We start from the raw sequence: 19,763 nt of genomic DNA, 5'->3' as shown, positions 1-19,763 counted from the left end.
TTCCAGCCACGCGCGGCCTTGAATGGTCACAGCGCGGCGTCCACGTCATTTCGGACACGGCCGTCCTACCCACGCGCGGCCTCCATAATGGCTGCATCCACGTCGCGTCCGGCCTTCTCCGCCTCGGAGATGGCGAGCAGGACCTTCTTGTAATCGCGCGGCATGACCTTCACGAAATGCGTCACCTGCTGCGACCAGTCGCCCAGGATGGCCTCGGCCACGGCCGAACCCGTCACGTCACGGTGCCGCGTCACGACATCGTGCAACCAGGTGAAATCGTCACCGGACAGCGGCTCGATGGCCTCGGCCTGATCGGGCGAGACGCGCTTGTCGAACGTCCCGTTCGGGTTGTACAGGTAGGCCACGCCACCGGACATACCCGCGCCGAAGTTGCGCCCGGTCTCGCCGAGGATGACGACCTTGCCGCCGGTCATGTACTCACACCCGTGATCGCCGACGCCCTCCACGACCGCGGTCGCACCGGAGTTGCGCACCCCGAACCGCTCGCCGACCACACCGCGGATGAACGCCTCACCGCTGGTCGCGCCGAACAGGATGACATTGCCCGCGATGATGTTGTCCTCGGCGACGAACTCGCCCGGGGCGTTCAGCGGCGGCCGCACGATCAGATGACCGCCCGAAAGCCCCTTGCCCACATAGTCGTTCGCGTCACCGAACACCCGCAGCGTGATACCCGCCGGGACGAACGCGCCGAAGCTGTTGCCCGCCGAACCGGTGAAGGTGATGTCGATGGTGTCGTCGGGCAGGCCCGCGCCGCCGTACAGCTTGGTCACCTCGTGGCCGAGCATGGTGCCGACGGTCCGGTTGACGTTCGTGATCCGGGTCTCGAACTTGACCGGCTTACCGCGCTCGAGCGCATCGGCAGATTCGGCGATGAGCTGGTTGTCCAGCGCCCGGTCCAGACCGTGGTCCTGGCCCTTGGTGTTGCGGCGGTCCTGGTACATGAACGCGGTCTCGACGTCGTCCAGGATCGGCGACAGGTCGAGCTTGGCAGCCTTCCAATGCTCCTTGGCCTTGCTGGTGTCGAGCAGATCGACCCGGCCGATAGCCTCCTCGAGGGTGCGGAAGCCCAGCGAGGCCAGGTATTCGCGCACCTCCTCGGCGATGTAGAGCATGAAGTTCTCGACGAATTCCGGCTTGCCCGTGAACCTTTCGCGCAACACCGGGTTCTGCGTGGCGACGCCCACGGGGCAGGTGTCCAGGTGGCACACCCGCATCATGACGCAGCCCGAGACCACCAGCGGCGCGGTCGCGAAACCGAACTCCTCGGCGCCGAGCAGCGCGGCGATCATGACGTCGCGGCCGGTCTTCATCTGACCGTCCACCTGCACCACGATCCGGTCGCGCAGGCCGTTGAGCAGCAGCGTCTGCTGGGTTTCGGCGAGGCCGAGCTCCCAGGGACCGCCCGCGTGCTTGAGCGAGGTCAGCGGCGAGGCGCCGGTGCCGCCGTCGTGGCCGGAGATCAGCACGACGTCCGCGTGCGCCTTGGACACACCCGCGGCGACGGTGCCGACACCCGGCTCCGCGACAAGTTTCACGTGAATCCGAGCCTGCGGGTTCGCGTTCTTCAGGTCGTGGATCAGCTGCGCCAGATCCTCGATCGAGTAGATGTCGTGGTGCGGCGGCGGCGAGATCAGCCCGACGCCCGGCGTCGAATGCCGCACCTCGGCGACCCACGGGTACACCTTGTGCGCGGGCAGCTGACCGCCCTCGCCCGGCTTGGCGCCCTGGGCCATCTTGATCTGGATGTCGGTGCAGTTGCTCAGGTAGTGCGCGGTGACGCCGAAACGTCCCGAGGCCACCTGCTTGATCGCGCTGCGCCGCCAGTCGCCGTTCTCCTCCGGCTCGAAACGCGCGGGCGACTCGCCGCCCTCACCCGAGTTGGAGCGGCCGCCGAGGCGGTTCATCGCGATGGCGAGCGTCTCGTGCGCCTCGGCGGAGATCGAGCCGTAGCTCATCGCGCCGGTGGAGAACCGCTTCACGATCGCGCTGGCCGGTTCGACCAGGTCGATCGGGATCGGGTTGCGCTCGTCGCCGCGGAACTTGAACAGACCGCGCAGCGAGGCCAGCCGCTCGGACTGATCGTCGACCAGCTTGGTGTATTCCTTGAAGACCTTGTACTGCCCGGTCCGGGTCGCGTGCTGGAGCTTGAACACCGTGTCCGGGTTGAACAGGTGGTACTCGCCCTCACGCCGCCACTGGTACTCACCGGTGATCTCGAGTTCGCGGTGCGCGCGCTCGTTGTGGTTCTCCAGGAAGGCGATCCGGTGCCGCTCGGCGACCTCGCCGGCGATCTCGTCCAGACCGATACCGTCCAGCGGCGAGCGCAGCCCGGTGAAGTACCTGTCGCACAGTTCCTGCGACAGGCCCACGACCTGGAACAGCTGCGCGCCACGGTAGGAGGCGATGGTGGAGATGCCCATCTTGGACATCACCTTCAGCACGCCCTTACCGGCCGCCTTGTTGTAGTTCCGCACCGCCGCGTCGTAGTCGTCGCAGACGACGCCCGCGCTGCCCGGCATGTTCAGCGAGCCGCGCTCGATCATGTCCTCGATCGACTCGAACACCATGTACGGGTTGATCGCGGCCGCGCCGAAGCCGACCAGCAGGGCCATGTGGTGCACCTCGCGGGCGTCACCGGCCTCCACCACCAGACCGACCTTGGTGCGGGTGCGTTCGCGCACCAGATGGTGGTGCACCGACGCGGTGAGCAGCAGCGACGGGATCGGCGCGAGCTTCTCGTTGGACTCGCGGTCGGACAGCACGATGATCCGCGCGCCACCGGCGATGGCCGCCGAGACCTGCTCGTTGATCGCCTGCAACGCCTTGCGCAGACCCTTGCCGCCCTTGCGGACCGGGTACAGGCCGCGCGCGACCACCGACCGCAGCTCGGGCCGCGAACCGTCATCGTTGATGTGCACGAGCTTGGCCAGCTCGTCGTTGTCCAGGATCGGCTGGGTCAGCGTGATCTGCCGACAGGAGTCCGGCCCGGGATGCAGCAGGTCGTACTCGGGACCGATCATGCTGCGCAGGCTGGTCACCACCTCTTCCCGGATCGCGTCCAGCGGCGGGTTGGTGACCTGCGCGAACAGCTGCGAGAAGTAGTCGAACAGCAGCCTCGGCCGCGCCGAGAGCACGGCGATCGGGGTGTCGGTGCCCATCGAACCGAGCGCCTCACCACCGGTGGTGGCCATCGGCGAGATGAGCAGGTTCAGGTCCTCGGTGCTGTACCCGAAGATCTGCTGCCGGATCTTCACCCGGTCGTGCACCATGTGCTGGTGCGGGCGTTCGGGCAGGTCCGACAGCTTGATCGGGCCCGCCTTACCGTCCTGGCCGTCGAGCCATTCCTGGTACGGATGCTCGGTGGCCAGCTGGGTCTTGATCTCGTCGTCGCCGATGATGCGGCCCTGCGAGGTGTCCACCAGGAACATCCGGCCCGGCTGCAACCGGGCCTTCTTGACCACCTTGGACGGCTCGATATCGAGCACACCGACCTCCGAGGCCATCACGACCAGGCCGTCGTCGGTGACCCAGATGCGCGAGGGGCGCAGGCCGTTGCGGTCCAGCACCGCGCCGACCACGGTGCCGTCGGTGAAGCACACCGAGGCCGGGCCGTCCCACGCCTCCATCAGGAAGGAGTGGTAGCGGTAGAACGCGCGTCGCGCGGGATCCATCGACTCCTGGCGCTCCCACGCCTCGGGAATCATCATCAGCACCGCGTGCGGCAGGCTGCGCCCGCCCAGGTGCAGCAGCTCGAGCACCTCGTCGAAACGCGCGGTGTCCGACGCGCCGGGGGTGCAGACCGGGAAGATCTTGTCGAGCCGGTTGCGGCCCTGCTCGTCGACGCCGAACGCCTCGGACTCGATGAGCGCCTCGCGCGCGCGCATCCAGTTCTCGTTACCGGTGACGGTGTTGATCTCACCGTTGTGCGCGACACGGCGGTACGGGTGCGCCAGCGGCCAGGACGGGAAGGTGTTGGTGGAGAAGCGCGAGTGCACGATGCCCAGCGCCGATTCCACCCGATCGTCCTGCAGGTCCAGGTAGAACGCCCGCAGCTGCGGGGTGGTGAACATGCCCTTGTAGACGAAGGTCTGCGCGGACAGGCTCGGGAAGTACACGGTCTCGCGTCCGACCGAACCCTCGCCCGCGCCGGACTTGCCGAGCTCGTGCTCGATCCGCTTGCGCACCACGTAGGCGCGGCGGTCCAGGTCCATGCCCGAGAGCTGCTCGGCAGCGTCCTTGGGCGAGGCGATGAAGATCTGCCGGAACGTCGGCATGGCGTCGCGGGCCAGCGCGCCCAGCGACGTCTCGTCGATCGGCACCTCGCGCCAGCCCAGCACCGCCAGGCCCTCTTCCCGGACGATGCGCTCCACGCCGTAGCAGGCGCGGGCGGCCTCGCGGCGGGCCTGCGGGAGGAATGCGATACCGGTGGCGTACGAACCTTCCGGCGGCAGCTCGAAGGTGGCGCCCTCGTCGGCCAGTACGGCACGGAAGAACTTGTCCGGGAGCTGGATCAGTACGCCCGCGCCGTCACCACTGTTGGGTTCGGCGCCGGCAGCACCGCGGTGCTCCAGGTTCAGCAATGCCGTAATAGCCTTGTCGACGATGTCGCGGCTGCGGCGGCCGTGCATGTCGACGACGAACGCGACACCGCAGGCATCGTGTTCGTTCGCCGGGTCGTAGAGACCCTGGGGGCCAGGTGACCTGTGGCCAGGTAGTTGCGTCATGCCTCTGCCTTCAAAATCAGGCCTTCGAAGAAATATGGCCTTCGTCGAACGCCTCCGTCTAGACCGCGCCCCGGAGGGTTTGTCAGACCAGCGACGCTGATGGTCGTACCGTGCAGTCAACTCTCCAGTTGTCCACCCGCTCCGGTGTCGTAGTCGGGTGCTCGGCGGTTGCGGAGCCCTTCCGTGTTCCACTCGCCGTGCCCGTGTCGCCCGCTCGGTCCGGCTGTGCGAGCCGAGGGTCTCCAACGACCATCGGTTCGTGACCGCATCGGGCGATTCAGCCGGGCATTTCGTGTCCGGCGTAAGAGCAAACGATAAGTCAGGACCTGTGCCCAACCAACTCAGGTTCCCCAAGAACTGCGTCTACCTGGGCTTCTCCATCGGTCCTCCACTAACTACGCGTTCTCCAGTGTAAAGCAGAGATCCGTGATCGCTCAGTCGTGTATGCCACTGTTGCCGCTCGCACCCGGCTCGTGTGGACGCAGCTCGCAAGTACGCCGCTAGATGCCCTCTAACCTGCATCGTTACAGAATTCCCAAGCTCGCGGCCGGACAAACCGACTGTTATGCGGCTAACTTTCCGGACACACTCCGGAGACCTGCCGGACACGAACACTACGAGCCATTGTAATGTTCAGACCGTACGGTCTCATTTCTGATTGTGCGTTTTGGCATACCTTCAGCAAACCGTCTGTGTTGGGTATGTCACATTGCGACCCGGTCGGAACCGGCCGCGACGAATCGCTTCCACCCGGGCGTTTCGCGCGGGCGCTACCCGCACACCGACGCGGCCGCGCGGACCAGCGCCGTTTCGTGCAGCGCGTCGGACCGGCCGCTGCCGAAGACGCCGAACACCCCGGTCGAGAGCCGGATCGCGCAGTCCGGTGCGCGCAGTTCGGTCCGTCGCTGCGCGAGCTGCCGCAGGATCTGCAGGTTCACCCGATCGATGATCGGCCGGACCGCGGTCAGATCCGGCGAGGTGCGCGGCGCCGAACCCGGATCCAGCCGCCAGCGCGCGAGCAGTCCGCGCTGCACCATCTTGTTGGCCTCGATCTGTCCGGCGAAGACCTGCCGCACCCAGCTCTCGGGCAGGCCGAGCGCGGTCCCGGCCCGGCTCATCGAGTCGTAGACGACCTGTTCCCGGGCCGGATCGTCGATCACCGGATACTGTCCGCGCGCGCTCACCCACTTGGCCGCGATCACCGCGTCGGCGGTGTTCAGACGCTCGAGCAGCAGGCCGATCAGCGGATCGGGGCTCGCGGCGTCGCTCGCCGGGGACTTCTCGGAAGGGGACTGCGCGGCGGCGACCACCGGATCGATCGTCATCGGCACCACCTCAACCGCCATCACCCCGATCGCGGCCGCGGCCGCCACCATCACTACGGACCTACGCACCTGGAATCTCCTGACCGGCGGAATGCCACCCTGACCACGGTAATGAGCGGGTATCGGATTTCCGACCCGATTTTTCGCCTCCCCGCCACGTTTCGCGGGCACGCCGCGGCATTGTGAGGATGACCACAACCTGCGGACGGGACTCGGCGGATCCGACCCCGGCCTGTCACGCTGGACCCGATTCGTACGGCCGACCCCGCCCGCCCGGCCGCCCCGTCGCCTCGATGACCTGCGGCGACCACGAATGCCGACGACTTCGCCGCATGCGAAACCGCCTGGGATGCAGAGGATGTGAAATCCATGACCACCCCGCATATCTCGGATCCGACGAAACACGACCCGACGGACTCGGCCGAGGCTGCGCCCGATAACGCACGCGGACGTACGCCGACGCGAGGGTCATCGGGTGTGCGCGCGCCGCAAGCTCGGGTAACCGGACTGCTGACCTGGCTCGGCGGCGCGGGACCGCGGATCGCGGATGATCACGAACGATCCGGATACGCGGTGACCGGCGCCATGGTGCTGCTGTTCGCCGCGATATCGGGCACGGTCGTAGCGGTGGCCGCGGCGGCGGCGCACTGGGCCGCGGTGGTCGTCGTGCTCGTGGCGGTGCTCGCGGTGCTGTTGATCGGGACGGTCGCGCGGGCGTTGGCGACCGCGCCCCTGCCCGGTCGCGAGGGTGCGCGGATTCGGTTCGGCGGTGAGTTGATCGGGCGGGTCGCGGTGGCCGTGCTGGCCGGTGTGGTCGTCGCGGAACTCGCGAGCACGGTGCTGCTCGGCGGCACGATCGATCGGCGTCTGGATCGGAACGTCCGGGCCGACGCGGAATCCGCGGCCTCCGTCGTCACCGCTCGTAATGCGCTGGACCAGGCGAAATCCGATCGCGACGCGGTGAATCGCACGATCACCGGCGCGCAGTCCGATATTCAGCAGGCGTTGATCATCGCGCGCTGTGAATACAATCCGACGCCGCAGTGCCCGCAGGACAAGATCACCGGCGTCCCCGGTCAGGGGCCCGAGACGCGCACCGACAACAGCATGTTGGCGGACGCCCGCACCCGGCTGGCCGCCGCGCAGGCCCGGGTGCAACCCGCCCAGGATCTCGTCGCGCGGCGGCAGCAGACCCTGGATCAGGCGCGCGACGCCGCCTTCCGCACCGGCGATCGTGGTCTCGGCGCACGCTGGATCGCGTTGAACGGCTACAGCTTCGGGCATGCGGGCGCATTCCTGCTGCGCCTGGTCACGCTGGTGATCACCGTCGCGCTGGCCCTGCTGCCGCTGCTGTCCCGGTGGTGGCGCGGGGAGACCACCTTCGACCGCCGCGTATCGGCGCGGGCCGTGGCCGATCGCGCCGAGCAGGACGCCGAATCCGCGATCGCGGTCAAACGTGCCGAGGTCCGGGCCGAGTCCGAAAAGCTGCGTGCCGAACAGGAATTGGAGAGTGCGCGGCTGGCCGTGCACGCCGACACCGTCATCGATCGAGAGCAGCAGCGCCGCCGCGTCGTCGCCTCGATCGGCGGGGTGGAGATCGGTGTCACCGCACCGCAGCAGCGCGCGGTCGCCGAATTCGAAGCGCTGGCGGAACTTCCGGCCGGCCCCACCTCGAAACCTCAGGAGGACACCATGTCTCAGCCGTCGAACCTCCCCGCCCCGCTACCCCGCAACGAGGTGGCCCCGAAATCCGGCGGCCTGGAACTCCCCATCATCGGCGCCGTCCCCTTCACCGACACCGCCGCCCGCTGGATCCGCCCGCTGGTCCCCGGCTTCGTCACCGACGCCATCGACACCGCCACCCACCCCCTGCGCACGGTCCGCCAGGCATTCGAGGAGACCGAGGAAATCACCTTCACCCTGCGCCGCACCCGCAAGGTGACCATCGACTCCACGGACTCGAACCCCCAGCTCCCCACGGTGGTCGACGCCGCTCCCACGCCCCACCCCAGCACCTACGGCCTCCCCGTCGCCGACCGCCTGACCCCCGTCTCCGGCACTGTCGACGCCAACCGGTTGGACCCCCGCACCTCACGCCAGCTCCCGCCCGGTTCGCGGTAGATCAGGCAAATATCAACCATCGCAATACTTTCCGATGTGTCGGAGGTAGTCGCAGCGACAAGCTGGTGCACTGGACGGAATTTCGAGCGCGACGACCCGATGCCGCCTGACCGCCTGACCGCGAATCCCTCACGCGGTCGCCGCTGTCGCAATATTTTCTGTCGTCCTCGATAGTTCAGAAGCGACCTATCAGCGGGATTCCGAACATCGGCTACTCGATACAGCACGGTCGCCGGCTGCCGTCGACGTGACTCCCTCCTACACTCGAGATTGCCCCGAATACGAACTGCCACAATGCTTTCCGATGCATCAGAGCAGATCCGGAAACCACGGCCGCAGTCGATGAACTGCCGGTCGACGGCTTCACGGCAGCGCGGTATAGGAATTTCCTCTGGTCGCTACTGATATTTGGTCTTTGCTCTCGGCTGTTTCCGGGACCTACCGTGAAAACAGCTCGACGAGATGCCGCCCGGAAACTTCGAACAGTTTCCGGTGCGCGCGTATTCGAATTCCGTCGAGCGGGCAACCGTGCGATCGAGAGGATCCGTGGCATGACCACAATCGAGAATGGTTCGGGGAACAAGGAACTCGCGGGTAAGCGTGCCCTGGTGACGGGTGGTTCGCGCGGGATCGGTGCGGCCGTGGTGCGGCAATTGTTGAATGCGGGCGCCTCGGTGCTCACCACCGCCCGATCGGCGACCAATTCGGTGCCGGAAGGTGCGGAATTCGTCACCGCCGACGTACGTACCCGGGCCGGGGCGGAGGAAATCGCGGAGGCCGCGCAACAGAAATTGGGCGGCGTCGACATCCTGGTCCACAATGCCGGTGGCGCGCGCCCACAGCTGGGCAGTGCGAGCATTCCAGACGACGAGTGGCTGGACGCGCTGAACCTGAACCTGCTGGCCGCGGTCCGCCTGGACACGCTGCTCACCCCCGCCATGCGCGACCGGAATTCGGGCGCGATCGTGCACATCTCCTCGGCTGCGGTCCCGACCCCGGTCGCGCCTTTCCTGCATTACACGGCGGCGAAGGCGGCGCTGGAGAATTACAGTCGCGGATTGGCGGTGGAATTGGCTTCTTCCGGAATTCGCGTCAATGTCGTTTCACCCGGCCGGACCGCGACTCCGGGCGGTGCGGAAACCCGCGATCAGTGGGCTCGCATATTCCCGTCCTCGGGTACCGGCCTGGCGCCCGAGGTACCGCTGGGCCGCGACGGCGACCCCGACGATATCGCCGCAGCGGTACTTTTCCTGCTGTCCGGCCGCGCCAGCTGGTTGACCGGAAGCAGCCTCGTCGTCGACGGCGGCGAATTCCACCGCTGATCGATCACCGAGAGAACACGGGAATCCCGATATGAGCCGATATCAAGATAAAAATGTGGTGATCACCGGCGGCGGCAGCGGTATGGGTTTCGCGATGGCGAAACTCCTGGTCGACGACGGTGCCCGGGTACTGATCACCGGCCGCTCCCAACCCACCCTCGACGCCGCTCGCGCACGCCTCGGCGAGCGGGCGGTGGCGGTCCGCGGCGACGTCGCCACCCTCGCGGATCTGGACGCCCTCGCCGACCGCGCGAAACACGAATTCGGCACGCTCCAAGCACTTTTCGTCAATGCCGGAATCGCACGCGCCACCACCCTGGAGGGCACGACCGAGCAGGACTACGACGAACTGTTCGCGATCAACGTCAAGGGCGCGTTCTTCACCGTGCAGAAACTCGCCCCGCTGTTGAGCACGGGCGCGGGCATCGTCCTGACCACGTCGAACGCGAACACCATGGGTCTGCCCGCGACCAGCGTCTACGCGGCGGGCAAGGCCGCGGTGCGCTCGATGGCCCGCACCCTCGCCGCGGATCTGCTCCCGCGCGGCATCCGCGTCAACGCGCTCAGTCCCGGCCCGGTCGACACCGGCATCCTGGAGAACGGCATGAGCGCGGAAGCCGCCGCGCAATTCAAGGCGCAGGTGATCGCCGCCAACCCCATGGGGCGCTTCGGCACTCCCGAGGAAATAGCAAGGGCGGCAATATATCTCGCCTTCGATGCCACCTACGCCACGGGTACCGAACTGGTCGTGGACGGCGGCGCCACCCAGCTCTGAGCCGAATCCCGGCCGACGTGCGCCGAGGGTGCGGTCCCCAACCCACCCTCGGGCACGGATCGGCACCAGTCCTCCCGCAACAGCAGTTCCAGCAGCGCGTGTTCCGCCGGACCCGGATCGCGCCGGACCGCGGCCACGACCGGCTGCGAGACAACCGGCGTGACGGGCCGCGCGAGATGGCAATATCCGTGCGGCACAGCGGAAGCCGGGACGAGCGTGATGCCCATCCCGTGCGCGGCCCACCGCACGGCGGTCGCCGCCTGCGACACCCGAGCAACGGTCATCGGCGCAAGATCGTTGTCCCGCAACGCATCCCGCAATACCCCGTCCAACGCGCTGTCCCGATCGAACCGCACCCACGGCTCGCCCTCCAGCTCCCGCAGTTCGACCCGGTCGGCCGCGAGCAGCCGATGCCCCTCCCCGAGCACCACCACGAATTCCTCGTCACCGAGCCGATGAGCCTGCGCCGAACCCTCCTCGCACGGCGCGGCGACCAGCACCAGATCCAGCACACCGCGTCGTCCGAGCCGTTCCAGCTCGGCCGGATTCGGTTCCTCGAACACGGTCACCTCCAACCGCGGAAACCGGGCGCGCAACGCCGCCAGTGCCCGCGGCAACTGCTGCGTCCCCAACCCCATCTGCACCGCGACCAGCAGTTCCCCCTCGAGCTCGTCGGCGCCCGCGCGGGCCGTGGCCCGCGCCCGCCGCGACGCGCTCACCGCGACCTGCGCCTCCCGCAGGAACGCCCGCCCGACCACGGTCGGCACCAGCCCGCTGGGCGTGCGCGCGAACAACTGCACCCCCAGCTCCCGCTCCAGTCCCCGAATCTGCTGCGACATCGACGGCTGCGCGACGTGCAACAACTCCGCCGCCGCCGTCACCGACCCGGCCTCCGCGACGGCCAGGGCGTATTCGTACTGACGAAGCGTCATCGGCACCTCCGCGATGGATCGGGATCCACCAGTTGTAATCAGGTAATCATCGTTACTCCAGGAATACACCGCAGACCCGCGCCGTATTCCTGCGCCGAATCCCGAGCACCGAATGCCGCAACCACACCGAGCCCACCGGATGTCGAACGAGCAGCGTTCACCGGGCTGACCCGAGGTATCGTCGCCGAACCGCGACGATAGCGCTGGTTACGGTGTATCACCTTGTCCGACAAGCGATTCGATCTGCGTCTGCAACAAGGTCAGCAGTGTCTCCAGCGCCCCGGGATCCCCCTCGAGACCGATACGTCCCTGCGCGACCGCGTCCAGCACGGTGAGCCGCCCGCCCACGATGGCGCCGACCGTGACGGCATCCGAGCGCAGTACCGCATCGGGTGCGGATTCGTTTGTGCCACTGATGATCTCGGCCCGCCCGTCGGCGATGTGCATCCGGGCGATGCTGTCGGCGATGTGGAAGTCGTAGTCGACCGCCAGACCCCGCAACGCCGCGGGCTCGAGACTGTCGGCGAAGAACACCAGCGCCCATTCGGCCCGGAACTCCTCCTGCGCGGCCTGCTCCTCGGTCAGGAAGTGCCGTGCGCCCCAGAGCGCCAGCGGCACCACCGCGCGACCGAGTTCCCTTCCGGCCGTGGTGAGTTCGTAGGCCACGGCATTCACCGGCGGGTCCAGCAACCGTCGCCCGACCACCCCGTCGGCCTGGAGCTGCTTGATGCGGTTGGCGAGCAGACTCGTCCCGATGCCGCCCAGCGCCGCCTCCAGATCGGAGTACCGCTTGGGCCCCGACATCAACTCGCGCACGAGCAGCAGCGTCCACCGTTCCCCCACCACATCGAGCGCATGCGCCAGCCCGCAGTACTGGTCGTAGGAACGTCGCGCCATATGCCGAGGTTACCTGCCCATGATCACCCGTCCCACGCGCTCCGGCCGGGCTTCACCGTTCCGCCCGATCACCCCTCAGCTCGAGGTGGGTGACCAGGAACCCGCGGGCGGGACGAAGGCGGTTCGCTTCGTCTGCCAGCTGTCGACGCGGACGAGGATCGTGATCAGCAGTGCTCCGGCAAGCCCGAACAGCAGGGTTTCGACGGTGTAGGCCAGCGCCCAGTGGGTCCAGGCGTCGGAGATCTCGGTGAGCTTCCGGTCGAAATCGTCGGGTGAGACAGCGACGTCGAATCGCTCGGTGGACAGGCGGGTGGCGACCTCGACGACGACCGAGACCCACACGAGGAACCACGCGATCCACCACGACCACACCAGACCACTGCGCGGGATGCCCGCGAGGTCGGCCCGATCGGCCGGTGTGGCCGGATCACTCACGCGCACAACGTCATCCACGAGAATCGGCGGCATCACCAGCGAGCCCAGCGGTATGAACCAGGCCCCGATCGTCCAGCCGCGCGAGAGCGAATGTCTTGCCGTGCACAGTGTTTCCGCATTAGCGCGGGCAAGCCACAACCAGATGATCAGCCCGACCCCGATGACCATCACCGCGAGCAGCCAGCCCACCATGGAGATCGCGTACGGAATGCGCGCGATACCACCGCGACTCACCGACACTACGGACTCGCCCTGGTCGACCACGGTCTTGTTCGCCATCCAGATCCGCACGCACCAGTACAGATGCACGATCACGGTGGCGGCCACGAGCACCGAAACAATGGCGGCGGGCACTTTGAGCCCGCGCAGTCGTCCGTCAGTCATCGCACGTCGATTCTGTTGTCCCGAAACGGTATCGATCAACCGGCCGAGAATCCGCAGACGCCCCCGAGCATCGGTCTGCCGAAGAATCTACCTCCCGAAATGTGATCTGCATCGCCCCGAAATCTGGGGTCCCGCAACCCTTCCCAGTGCCCGGCGATGTCGCCAGAGCGAATCGGCATCAGTCCGAGCACGAATCGGCGATCAGGAACCGAGGTCGCACGTGCCGTTCAGATCGGCGCCGGTCCGACCTCCACGTCGAGCAGGCCGCCGCGCTGGCCATCGCGGGCTACACCGCTCGTGGGAATGGCCGTCGGCCGTTGAGCGTGGATGGACCCGTTTGTAGCCTATCGCGCTACATGGGGCTACACTGCTGGTATGAAGGTGATCACGCAGCGCGAGTTCCGTAACAACTCAGCGACTGTCATGGATGCCGTGGAGACCGGCGAGACGTTCCGCATTACTCGCAACGGTGTCGAGGTCGCCGAGGTTCGCCCGGTCGATAGAAAGCGCCGGTTCACTGCGGAAGAATTGGTTGAGCGGCATCGCGCGCTTCCCCGCGTGGAGTATGCCGAGCTACGCCGCGACGCCGATGAATTCTTCGGAACAGAAGATCGCCTCGGGGATGACGACCCATGGGCCAGACGATCGTGACGAATCGCTATTCATCCGGAGTACTGGATACCTGCACATATCTCGACCTCGCCGAACTGGCCCCCGCATCCCTACCGACGACACCCGAAATCACGGCCATCACGATAGCGGAACTGAATCAAGGCGTAGCCATGGCCGAGAATGCCGTGGCTCGCGCAGCACGAAATGAGCACTTGGGTGCCGCTCTCATCGAGTTCGACCCACTGCCTTTCGACGAAGCCGCCGCTATTCGCTACGGCTCACTGGTCGCTCTGACCATTGCGGCAAAGCGCGATCCACGCCCTCGCAGGATGGATTTGCTTATCGCCGCGATCGCGTCGGCGCGGTCTTTACCTCTGTTCACTCGAAACGCTACGGATTTTCGAGGTTTGGACGACATGGTGGAGATCGTTCCACTCTGATCGACACTCGTTGTGCGGTCTACTGGGCGGGTGATCGATTTCGAGGTGGTTCGTGTGTTCTGTGGGCCCGGGGGGCAGTTCGGGAACGAGTTGGGGGTGATTCGGGACGGGTCGGTGGTTCCGACGGATGCGGGGCGGCTCGAGGTGGCTCGGGAGTTGGGGTTCAGTGAGACGGTGTTCGTCGACGATGCCGCGACGGGTGCGATCGATATCTGGACGCCGTCGGTGCGGTTGCCGTTCGCGGGGCATCCTTGTGTGGGAGCGGGGTGGTTGCTCGATGTGGCCGGGCTCGTCACCCGCGCGGGGCGGGTCGAGGTGCGGCACGATGGTGAATTCACTTGGATCACAGCGCGTTCCGAGTGGGTGCCGGCGCGCACGTTGCGGCAGTACGGTGACGCGGCGGCGGTGGACGCACTCGAGGTGCCGCCGCCGGGTGCGTGGATCTACGCGTGGGCGTGGCAGGACGAGGCGGCCGGACGCGTTCGGGCACGGGCCTTTCCGGGCCGCGGTGACGGTATCGCCGAGGACGAGGCGACCGGCGCCGCCGCGATCGCGCTGACCGCGGCCCTGGGACGGCAGTTGACCATCACCCAGGGCCGCGGCTCCCAGCTCACGACCTCGCCGCGACCGGACGGCTGGATCGAGGTCGGCGGCCGGGTTTCCCAGCGCGCCAGGCGATGACGGCCGCTGTACCCAGGATCACCGCGGTCGCGACCGCCGCGACGTGCACACCCGAGACGAACGCCCGATACGCCGAATCGAGCAGCAGCAGCGCCGCCTCGTCCGGCAGCTGCCGCGCGACTTGTATTGCGCCACCGAGTGATTCACCCGCGAGCCGCGCGCCGGACGGATCCAGCCCGTGCCGGAACACCGCCATCACCACGCTGCCGAGCACCGCGACACCGAGCGCGGTCCCCGCCTCGTACATTGGTCAGCACGGCCGTGCGGAACCGCGGCCGGGCGAACAGCCGCAGATCCAGCATCGGATCGGCCGCGCGGCGCTGACGGCGCACGAACAGCACGCCCGCGAGCACGCCGACCAGTGCGACCAGTAGCGGCAGCAACGTAACACCTTGTGCGGCAATCTCTTTGACCGCGTACACGATCGGCGCCAACGTCGACATCGACAACCCGGCGCTGATCACGTCGAACCGGCCCGGACGCGGATCCTTCGACTCCGGCAGCAGCAGCGGCCCGAGCACGATCAACGTCGCCATCACCGGCAGGTCGACCAGAAATACCGAACCCCACCAGAAATGCTGCAACAGCCAACCACCCAGCAGCGGGCCCAGCGCCGCACCACCACCGGCCATGGCGCTCCACACCGCGATGGCGGTGGTGCGTTGACGCGGATCGGTGAACATGGCGCGGATCAGGCCCAGCGTCGCGGGCATCAGCGTCGCGCCCGCGACACCCTGCAGGGCGCGCGCGGCGATGAGCATGTCCGGACCCACCGACCAGGCGGCCAGTACCGAGGCCAGCCCGAATCCGGCCGCACCCAGCAGCAACAGCCTGCGGCGGCCGATCCGATCGCCGACCACACCCATGGTGACCAGCAGTCCGGCCAGCACGAACGAGTACACGTCGATGATCCACAGCAGCTGCGGCGTGGTGGGCGCGAGGTGAGCGCTGATCGCCGGGACCGCGACGTCGAGCACGGTCGCGTCGACGGAGATGAGCAGTAGCGCCAGGGCCAGCACGCCGAGTCCGGCCCAGTCGCGCGCAGTGGAGGTATCCAACCGTCCGGACGGTACAGTGATTCCCGTGACATCGACGCGCGACCGCATCCTCGACGCCCTCGAAAATCTGCTCCTGGAGCAGGGCATCTCCCAGGTCACCCTGGAGAACGTCGCCGCGGCCGCGGGCGTCTCCAAGGGCGGGCTGCTCTACCACTTCAAGAACAAGGACGCGCTGCTCACCGGCCTGGTGCAGCGCCTCGGCGAACGCGCCGACGACCAGGTGGAACACGCTGTCGCGCAGGGCAGATCGCTCGCCGAATGGCATTTGCAGAGCCCGGACGTCACGAACGAATCCGATGCCCTGGAGTTGGCCCTGTACCGCTCGATGGTCGCCGCCATGCGTACCGTCGACGCCCACGATCAGCGCGCCAATCCGGTCCAGCAGGCCCTCACCGGGGTCCTGGAGTCCTGGAAATCCGGTCTGGACACCGAATTCGAGGACCCGGTGCACGCGGAGATCGTCCGCCTCGTCGGCGACGGGGTGTATCTGCGCGCGTTGCTCGGGTTGCCGCCCATCGATCCGGATCGTTATCGAGAGGTCGTCGCCCGGCTGCTGAATCCGGCGGCGAGTTGAACCGGGACGAGCTCAAGCGGACGCGGGTCGCGAGTCCTCCACAGGCGGCCGCCATCGCCACTTGTGTCGCCGCTGGACAACCCGATCGGACGCAGTACCGCCGCTCGGTCCGACGCAGCACCACTTCCGATCCGAGGCAGCACCACCGCCGATCCGAGGCAGCACCACCACCACCGATCCGACGCAGCACCACCACCGATCCGACGCAGTACCGCCTCCGCTCGGCGCGGATCGTGATTCGCCCGTAGTCACGCTGCGGAGCGGGCGGCGTAGTGCGCTTCCGATCGACATCATCGGCGCGTTTCGGGTGCGGCGAATCGTGTGGCGGGTGCGGTTGTGGGCTGGAAAGGGTGCGGATTCGGGTAACGGGTGCAGGTATGGCGGAAAGGTTTTCAGGTGGCGAATGACCGATAGACTCGGGCGCGTGTTTCCCGCTGCCGCCGCCGATCACGCCGGTCCGTCCCAGAGTCGGACCGGGTCGAGTGCGGTGTCGAGCACGCCGGTGTCGGGGCTCGACGGGCCCGAGACGATTCCGCTGCGGCCGCTGTCGTTCCGGGAACAGGTGGATCTGCCGTTCGCGGTGATTCAGGCCGATGTGCGCAAGCTGATCGTGTTCGTCGTCGCCGGGCTGGTGCTGGCCGCGGATCTGGTCATCGCGGTCACCTCGGTGGGTTCGGTCCTGACCGACGGGTCCGACAGCGGAACCGCTTGGTCGGCAATCCTTTCCACGGCCGTCACCGCCTGGCTGCTGCGGCTGTTCCTGCGCGGGGTCACGGTACCGATCGGGGTGGCCCGGATCACGGGCGATTCGCTGACCTGGCGGGCGGCGCTACGCCGGTTCGGCGGCAAACTCGGCCCGCTGCTGCTGGATCGGCTGCAACACACATTGACCAGCGTGCTGGTTCCGGCCGTATGGATCCTCGTGGGGCTGTGGCAACTCGGCTCGGTGCTGGATTTCCCGGCGATCGGCGCGGTGTGCGTGATCCTGGGAATCATCGTGGCGCTGATCGCGGCACCGCTGGCGGGCTGGCTGCGGGCGCGGCGGATGTGCGCGGTCCCGGTGTTGTTCGCCGAGTCCGCGTCGTATGGTGTGTCCGTGGGGCGGGCGAAAATCCTTGCCGCCGGGGCGGAATGGCGGCTGGCGGGTCTGTGGCTCTCGCTGCGCGCGCTACTGCTGCTGGTGTCCGTGCCGCTGCTCGGGCTGCCGCTGTTCGTCTCGGACTTCTCCGGCACCCATCGCTGGGCGGTGATCGTGCTGTCCACCGCGAGTGTGCTGCTGATCTCGGCCTTCGCCGAGGTGGTCGACGCGGCCGGCAGCGTGGTGGTGTACATCGATCGCCGCTGCCGCCGCGAAGCCTGGGACGTGCGGATTCCCCGTGCGGCACACCGTGATCCGGAGACGGTGCGGTGAGCCGCGGCGATCTTCCCCCCGCACCGCCGCCCGAATCCGTTCCCGGACAAACGGTTCCCGGCGCGGCTCCCCCGCCGCCACATCTGGGTCCCGCGGGCGCGCACCGCAGCGCCGCCGAACAGGCCGCCCAGCACAGCGATTTCAGCACCGCCCTGCGGGAGCGATTCCGCGCGGTGGTGCGCGGTCTGGAACAGGGCGGCGTCCTCGAGGTCCAGCGCTCACGCACCGCCCGGGAGACCGCCGACAACGCGGCAGCCACCGATCAGGCCGTCGAACTTCCCGATGCCGCACGCAATTTCGACGAGGTCGTCTACGGCGGCCGCCCCGCCACCGAGGCCGAATACCGGCTGCTGGAACAGGCCGATCGCTACTCGCTGGCGCCACCGCCACCCGACGAACCAGTCGAGCAGCCCACGCGCGAACGTCAGCCGCGGCAATGGCGCGTCCCGCCGCTGCCCGAACTGCTGCGCAATCCCAAATTCTGGGCCGTGGTGGTGGGCATACTGCTGCTGGCGTTGATCGTCTACGTCCTGCTGCACCTGTCCGGCGCGCCGCAAGCTCCCCCGACACCCACACCGCCGCAACACAATCCGTTCCCGAGCGAACCGCCACCCACGCCGTCGATGCCCGATGCCGGCGAGGGCCAGGACTCGATCTTCGAACGCCTCCCGCACTGGCTCGCCTACGGCGGTCTGCAATGGTTGATCTGCGCCGCGCTCGTGGTGTGGTGGCGGGCCCGCCGCCGGGGCGCGCTGGTCGGCGAGCCGCGTCCGGTGCAGGTCGCGGCGAACGAACTGCTGGCCGGTCAGGCCGCGCTGTACCGCAGGTCCGCCGATCGCGATCACACCGCGGCGAAACTGCGCGCGGCCACCATGCGCCGGATCCGCCCGATCCTGGGCCTGACCGCCGACGCGCCCCCGGACCGCGTGATCGCGGCCGTGAGCACCCGCACCCGCACGGACCCGAACCTGTTGGGCGCGGTGCTGTTCGGCCCGGTGGCCGATGACGCCACCCTGGAAATGATTGCCGCACAACTGGACCGAATCGAGTCGGAGATCGCATGACACAGGCCGAGACCAATCACGCCCCGACCGCGCAGGACGCCCTGCACGCCTTCGGCGCGTTGCGCACCGAGATCGGCAAGGCCGTGGTCGGTAACGACCAGGCCGTCATGTTCCTGGTGCTGGCCCTGCTGTGCCGCGGCCACGTGCTGCTGGAAGGTGTTCCGGGAGTGGCGAAGACGCTGCTGGTGCGGGCCTTGGCGATGGGTCTGGAACTCGAGCACTCCCGCGTCCAGTTCACCCCCGACCTGATGCCCGGCGATGTGACCGGATCGCAGATCTACGATCCGCATTCGGCCGAGTTCACCTTCCGCCGCGGACCGGTGTTCACCAATCTGCTGCTCGCCGACGAGATCAACCGCACCCCGCCGAAAACCCAGTCGGCACTGCTGGAATCGATGGAGGAGCGGCAGGTCTCCGTCGCGGGCACGCCGCAGCCGCTGCCCGATCCGTTCGTGGTCGTGGCCACCCAGAACCCTATCGAACAGGAGGGCACCTATCCGCTGCCGGAGGCACAGCTGGACCGGTTCCTGTTCAAGGTGGACATCCGGCTGCCCGAGCGGGAGGACGAATTCCGGATCCTGCAACGGCACGCCGCCGGCTTCGATCCGCGCGATCTGACCGCGGCCGGACTGCGCCCGGTGGCCGGACCGGCCCATATCGCGGCGGCGCGGGCCGCGGTCGCGCAGGTGACGGTGAGTCCCGAGGTGCTCGCCTACATCGTCGACCTGTGCCGTGCCACCCGCACCTCCCCGGCGGTGCAGCACGGTGCCTCGCCCCGCGGCGCAACCGCGCTGCTGGCCGCCTCGCGCGCGCTGGCCTGGTTGAACGGACGCGGTTTCGTCACCCCCGACGACGTGAAGTTCATCGCGATCGTGGCGCTGCGGCATCGGTTGCAGTTGCGGCCGGAGGCGGAGTTGGACGGCGTGACGGCCGAGGCCGTGATGTCCTCGCTGCTGCTGTCGGTCCCGGTTCCGGTGTAGCGCA

At 67.8% G+C, this 19,763-nt stretch carries 15 protein-coding genes and 1 pseudogene; 10 read left to right on the top strand and 6 right to left on the bottom strand.

What is annotated here, in order from left to right:
* Nucleotides 1–65: 65 nt before the first annotated feature.
* Together gltB and aroQ are read right to left on the bottom strand one after the other, a co-directional pair.
* Nucleotides 66–4,748, bottom strand: a complete 4,683-nt coding sequence (gene gltB / locus NRB20_RS26810; protein ID WP_153413862.1) for a glutamate synthase large subunit — start codon at nt 4,746–4,748, stop codon at nt 66–68.
* Between the two features lie 770 nt (nt 4,749–5,518).
* Nucleotides 5,519–6,142, bottom strand: coding sequence for a gamma subclass chorismate mutase AroQ (gene aroQ / locus NRB20_RS26805; protein ID WP_194290020.1), 624 nt, complete (start codon nt 6,140–6,142; stop codon nt 5,519–5,521).
* A gap of 300 nt (nt 6,143–6,442) precedes the next feature.
* Here aroQ and NRB20_RS26800 point away from each other — a divergent pair, with 300 nt between their 5' ends.
* From NRB20_RS26800 to NRB20_RS26790, 3 genes are all read left to right on the top strand, one after another.
* The gene (locus NRB20_RS26800) at nt 6,443–8,194 is read left to right on the top strand and encodes a DUF4407 domain-containing protein (RefSeq protein WP_153413858.1); all 1,752 of its coding nucleotides are present in this window, start codon (nt 6,443–6,445) and stop codon (nt 8,192–8,194) included.
* Nucleotides 8,195–8,745: 551 nt separating this feature from the next.
* On the top strand, nt 8,746–9,516 hold the full coding sequence (locus NRB20_RS26795; RefSeq protein WP_153413856.1) for an oxidoreductase: 771 nt from the start codon (nt 8,746–8,748) through the stop codon (nt 9,514–9,516).
* Between the two features lie 31 nt (nt 9,517–9,547).
* A complete protein-coding gene (locus NRB20_RS26790; protein WP_153413854.1) occupies nt 9,548–10,291 on the top strand; it encodes an SDR family oxidoreductase in 744 nt (247 codons plus the stop codon).
* Here the strand turns inward: NRB20_RS26790 and NRB20_RS26785 are convergent.
* The 3 genes from NRB20_RS26785 to NRB20_RS26775 all read right to left on the bottom strand — a co-directional run bounded on the left by NRB20_RS26785 (nt 10,240) and on the right by NRB20_RS26775 (nt 12,939).
* A complete protein-coding gene (locus tag NRB20_RS26785) occupies nt 10,240–11,223 on the bottom strand; it encodes a LysR family transcriptional regulator (protein WP_153413852.1) in 984 nt (327 codons plus the stop codon). The two genes, NRB20_RS26790 and NRB20_RS26785, sit on opposite strands and share 52 nt — an antisense overlap.
* A gap of 207 nt (nt 11,224–11,430) precedes the next feature.
* On the bottom strand, nt 11,431–12,120 hold the full coding sequence (locus NRB20_RS26780; RefSeq protein ID WP_153413850.1) for a winged helix-turn-helix transcriptional regulator: 690 nt from the start codon (nt 12,118–12,120) through the stop codon (nt 11,431–11,433).
* Nucleotides 12,121–12,195: 75 nt separating this feature from the next.
* Nucleotides 12,196–12,939 (bottom strand): DUF4328 domain-containing protein, encoded by a 744-nt coding sequence (locus NRB20_RS26775; RefSeq protein ID WP_153413848.1) that lies wholly within the window; start codon nt 12,937–12,939, stop codon nt 12,196–12,198.
* Between the two features lie 375 nt (nt 12,940–13,314).
* Between NRB20_RS26775 and NRB20_RS26770 the strand changes: the two genes are divergently transcribed.
* Genes NRB20_RS26770 through NRB20_RS26760 form a run of 3 tightly spaced genes read left to right on the top strand, consistent with a single transcriptional unit; the run spans nt 13,315 to nt 14,672 of the window.
* Entirely contained in the window at nt 13,315–13,590 is a 276-nt protein-coding gene (locus tag NRB20_RS26770) for a type II toxin-antitoxin system Phd/YefM family antitoxin (RefSeq protein ID WP_153413846.1), read from the top strand.
* A complete protein-coding gene (locus NRB20_RS26765) occupies nt 13,572–13,991 on the top strand; it encodes a type II toxin-antitoxin system VapC family toxin (RefSeq protein ID WP_153413844.1) in 420 nt (139 codons plus the stop codon). Before NRB20_RS26770 ends, NRB20_RS26765 begins: the two co-directional genes overlap by 19 nt.
* Before the next feature lie 12 nt (nt 13,992–14,003).
* Nucleotides 14,004–14,672 carry a PhzF family phenazine biosynthesis protein gene (locus NRB20_RS26760; RefSeq protein ID WP_319945439.1) on the top strand — a complete coding sequence of 223 codons (669 nt, stop codon included), beginning with the start codon at nt 14,004–14,006 and terminating at the stop codon, nt 14,670–14,672.
* On the opposite strand, the pseudogene NRB20_RS26755 reads toward NRB20_RS26760, so the two are convergent.
* Nucleotides 14,602–15,778 (bottom strand): annotated as a pseudogene (locus tag NRB20_RS26755) (MFS transporter). The gene NRB20_RS26760 and the pseudogene NRB20_RS26755 sit on opposite strands and share 71 nt — an antisense overlap.
* Between NRB20_RS26755 and NRB20_RS26750 the strand changes: the two are divergent.
* The 4 genes from NRB20_RS26750 to NRB20_RS26735 all read left to right on the top strand — a co-directional run bounded on the left by NRB20_RS26750 (nt 15,756) and on the right by NRB20_RS26735 (nt 19,759).
* Entirely contained in the window at nt 15,756–16,304 is a 549-nt protein-coding gene (locus NRB20_RS26750) for a TetR/AcrR family transcriptional regulator (RefSeq protein WP_319945438.1), read from the top strand. The pseudogene NRB20_RS26755 and the gene NRB20_RS26750 overlap by 23 nt on opposite strands.
* Nucleotides 16,305–16,707: 403 nt before the next feature.
* The gene (locus NRB20_RS26745) at nt 16,708–17,715 is read left to right on the top strand and encodes a hypothetical protein (RefSeq protein ID WP_227833911.1); all 1,008 of its coding nucleotides are present in this window, start codon (nt 16,708–16,710) and stop codon (nt 17,713–17,715) included.
* Nucleotides 17,712–18,779 carry a DUF4129 domain-containing protein gene (locus NRB20_RS26740; RefSeq protein ID WP_319945437.1) on the top strand — a complete coding sequence of 356 codons (1,068 nt, stop codon included), beginning with the start codon at nt 17,712–17,714 and terminating at the stop codon, nt 18,777–18,779. The genes NRB20_RS26745 and NRB20_RS26740 overlap by 4 nt, the downstream gene beginning before the upstream one ends.
* Entirely contained in the window at nt 18,776–19,759 is a 984-nt protein-coding gene (locus NRB20_RS26735; RefSeq protein WP_153413840.1) for an AAA family ATPase, read from the top strand. Before NRB20_RS26740 ends, NRB20_RS26735 begins: the two co-directional genes overlap by 4 nt.
* Nucleotides 19,760–19,763: the final 4 nt, after the last annotated feature.

Origin of the sequence: Nocardia macrotermitis, assembly GCF_009604405.1 — a bacterium.
In the GTDB taxonomy this organism is placed as follows: Bacteria; Actinomycetota; Actinomycetes; order Mycobacteriales; family Mycobacteriaceae; genus Nocardia; species Nocardia macrotermitis.
The sequence above is the reverse complement of the archived record's forward strand: the minus strand, read 5'-3'. Positions and strand labels throughout refer to the sequence as shown.